This window comes from Chrysiogenia bacterium (genome assembly GCA_020434085.1).
GTDB lineage: Bacteria > JAGRBM01 > JAGRBM01 > JAGRBM01 > JAGRBM01 > JAGRBM01.
This window is the reverse complement of sequence record JAGRBM010000218.1, coordinates 1-2,291: the sequence shown is the minus strand read 5'-3', so window position 1 is coordinate 2,291 and position 2,291 is coordinate 1. Positions and strand designations below refer to the sequence as shown.

At 64.2% G+C, this 2,291-nt stretch carries 3 protein-coding genes; all 3 read right to left on the bottom strand.

Annotation, left to right across the window (positions count from 1 at the left end):
• On the bottom strand, positions 1 to 1,404 hold a 1,404-nt coding region (locus KDH09_07135; protein MCB0219449.1), incomplete at its 3' end, for an acyl-CoA dehydrogenase family protein.
• Positions 1,405 to 1,473: 69 nt separating this feature from the next.
• Positions 1,474 to 1,965 (bottom strand): hypothetical protein, encoded by a 492-nt coding sequence (locus KDH09_07130; protein MCB0219448.1) that lies wholly within the window; start codon positions 1,963 to 1,965, stop codon positions 1,474 to 1,476.
• The coding region (locus tag KDH09_07125) for a hypothetical protein (GenBank protein ID MCB0219447.1) at positions 1,950 to 2,291 on the bottom strand (342 nt) is incomplete at its 5' end. The genes KDH09_07130 and KDH09_07125, both read right to left, overlap by 16 nt.

The following is a 2,291-nucleotide window of genomic DNA, read 5'->3' as shown; positions in this document are numbered from 1 at the left end:
CAAGCCGGGCTCGGTTATGATCGCGCCGCCGGATTGCTCGTCAAAGCGAATGCCCAGGTAGCCCTGCTCGCCGAATTCCTGGAAGACGCTTTTGGGCATCTCGCCCTTGCTCTCCCATTCCTCGATGCGCGGCATGATCTTCTCGCGGATGAAGCGTGTCGCCTGGTTCTTGAGCTCGATCTCTTCGGGACTGTAGAGGGAGTTGTCTTCGGTGCCGCCGCCTTCGCGCACGATGTCCTTGACGATGACTTCCTTCATCACCTCGCTGGCGCCGCCGCCGATGGTGGAGAGGCGGCCGTCGCGCCACGCGCGCGAGATCGGCGTCTCGTCCATGTAGCCCATGCCGCCGTGGATCTGCAGACAGCGGTCGGTAATGTGGTGGGAGAGCTCGGTGGAGTAGTACTTCACCATGGAGACCACCTTGCTCGGCGGGTCTTTCTCCTCGATGTAGCGCTTGGTCACTTCGTAGGTGAAGGCTTCCATGCCCAGCAGGTGGGCGAGCATGTCGGCCATCCAGTGGCGCAGCTCCTGGAACTCGCGCTGGTAGCGGCCGAAGATTTTGCGCTCGCCCATGTAGCGCCAGGTATCTTCCATGGCGCGACGCGCGCGCATGTTGCTCATCTGCGCGGCGATCAGGCGCTCTCCCTGGAAGTTGCGCATGATGTAGTAGAAGCCCTTGTTCTCTTCGCCCAGCAGGTAGCGCCTGGGGATGCGGCACTCATCGAAGGAGAGCAGGGCGGTGTCCGAGCTCTTCATGCCCAGCTTCTTGAGCGACTTGGAGACCTCGAATCCCGGCGTGGGTTTGCCATCGAGTTTGGTGGGGAAGCAGATGAAGCTCATGCCGTGGTGGCCGCCTTCTTCGGTCGTCTTCACCGCCATGGTCAGATAATCGGCGCGGGTGCCATTCGTAATGTAGATCTTCGAGCCGCTGACGACGTAGTCGTCGCCATCGCGCCGGGCATAGGTCTGCGCGCCCGCCACGTTGGATCCGGCATCGGGCTCGGAAACGCAGATGGCGGCGATCTTCTCACCGGCCAGGCAGGGCTTGACGATTTCCTCGATCTGATCGGGCGTTCCCAGGTCCGAGACGATGCGCAGCCCGAACTCGCTATGGGCGAGCGTGCCCATGGTGACGCCGCCCGAACGACAGCGCGCCATTTCCTCGGCCAGCACGCAGGTAAAGAAGTAGTCGCCGCCGCTGCCGCCGTGCTCCAACGGATAACCGCCGCCCAGGAAGCCGCGCTTTCCGAGCTCGCGGAATACCTCGCTGGGGAACATCCCGGCCGCTTCCCATTCCTCGGCATGGGGAACCAGTTCGCTCTCTACGAACTTGCGAAGCTGCTCGCGAAAGGCCCGGTGCTCTTCGGTGAAATAGCGCGGATCATCGTGCATCGAGGGAAACATGGGAGGCTCCTTAGGAAAACTTTGGAGTTGAGGCCCCGAAAGATGACCGACCCGCGCGGGGGCGGCAACTTAGCGGGATTCACTTTGAATGAGCTTCAGCTTGCGCTCGAAGGGGATGCTCTGCTCGGCGACGGCGTCGTAGAGGGTGCCGCTGATGACCCAGTCGCCTGCGGGGTCACCCACGCCGAAGGTCAGGTCCAGCGGCGGGAGCAGCAGCGACCACTTGCCGATGTCCTCGGGGTGAATCTTCCGGCGCAGCTCGGGCCACTTGCGGTGGCGCATCAGCAGCTCGCCCGTGGGGGCGCGCACCTCGAAGTCGACCCAGGCGTGGCACTTGCCGTCCTTGCCGCGCAGCAGCCCGCGCGTTGCGAACGCGAAATAGATCTCATGGCCCGGCGTGGCGGCTTCGAGCTCCCCGGCCGGCAGGCGCGCTTTCGCGCTCTTGTTCCAGCTCTTGAGCGGCGCCGTGGATTCGACAACGACGACGCTCGCTTCGAGGGCGCGCGCAAGCGCCGGCAGTGCGAGCAGCAGCGCCGCGCCAAGTATCAGGACTCTTCGCATGGCTGTTCCTCCTCGCTTTGGGGCCGGGGAAGCTCGTCGGCGCTGGCGCCGCGAATGTCCGCGGCGCTTTTCTTCCGCGCGGGCTTGCGGCGCTTCTTGAGATCCTTGAGCGCGGCTTCGATTTCTTCTCGCGACATGGGGCGCTTGGGTTTGCTGCGCCCGTCGCCCGGGCGCGAATCGAGTTCTTCTTCCACCATCACGACGATGTGCCGGTGGGAGGAACAATCGATGAGCACTTCGCGCAGCTCGTAGGCGGTCATTTCGGAGATGATCCGCGCGCGGTGACCGTGCGGGGTGGCCGGGTTTTTGGCCAGCGCGCGGCGCAG

What these genes read in the sequence shown, in the direction of transcription:
- KDH09_07130 (MCB0219448.1), bottom strand. Translation starts at nt 1,965, where the DNA reads ATGCGAAGAGTCCTGATACTTGGCGCGGCGCTGCTGCTCGCACTGCCG.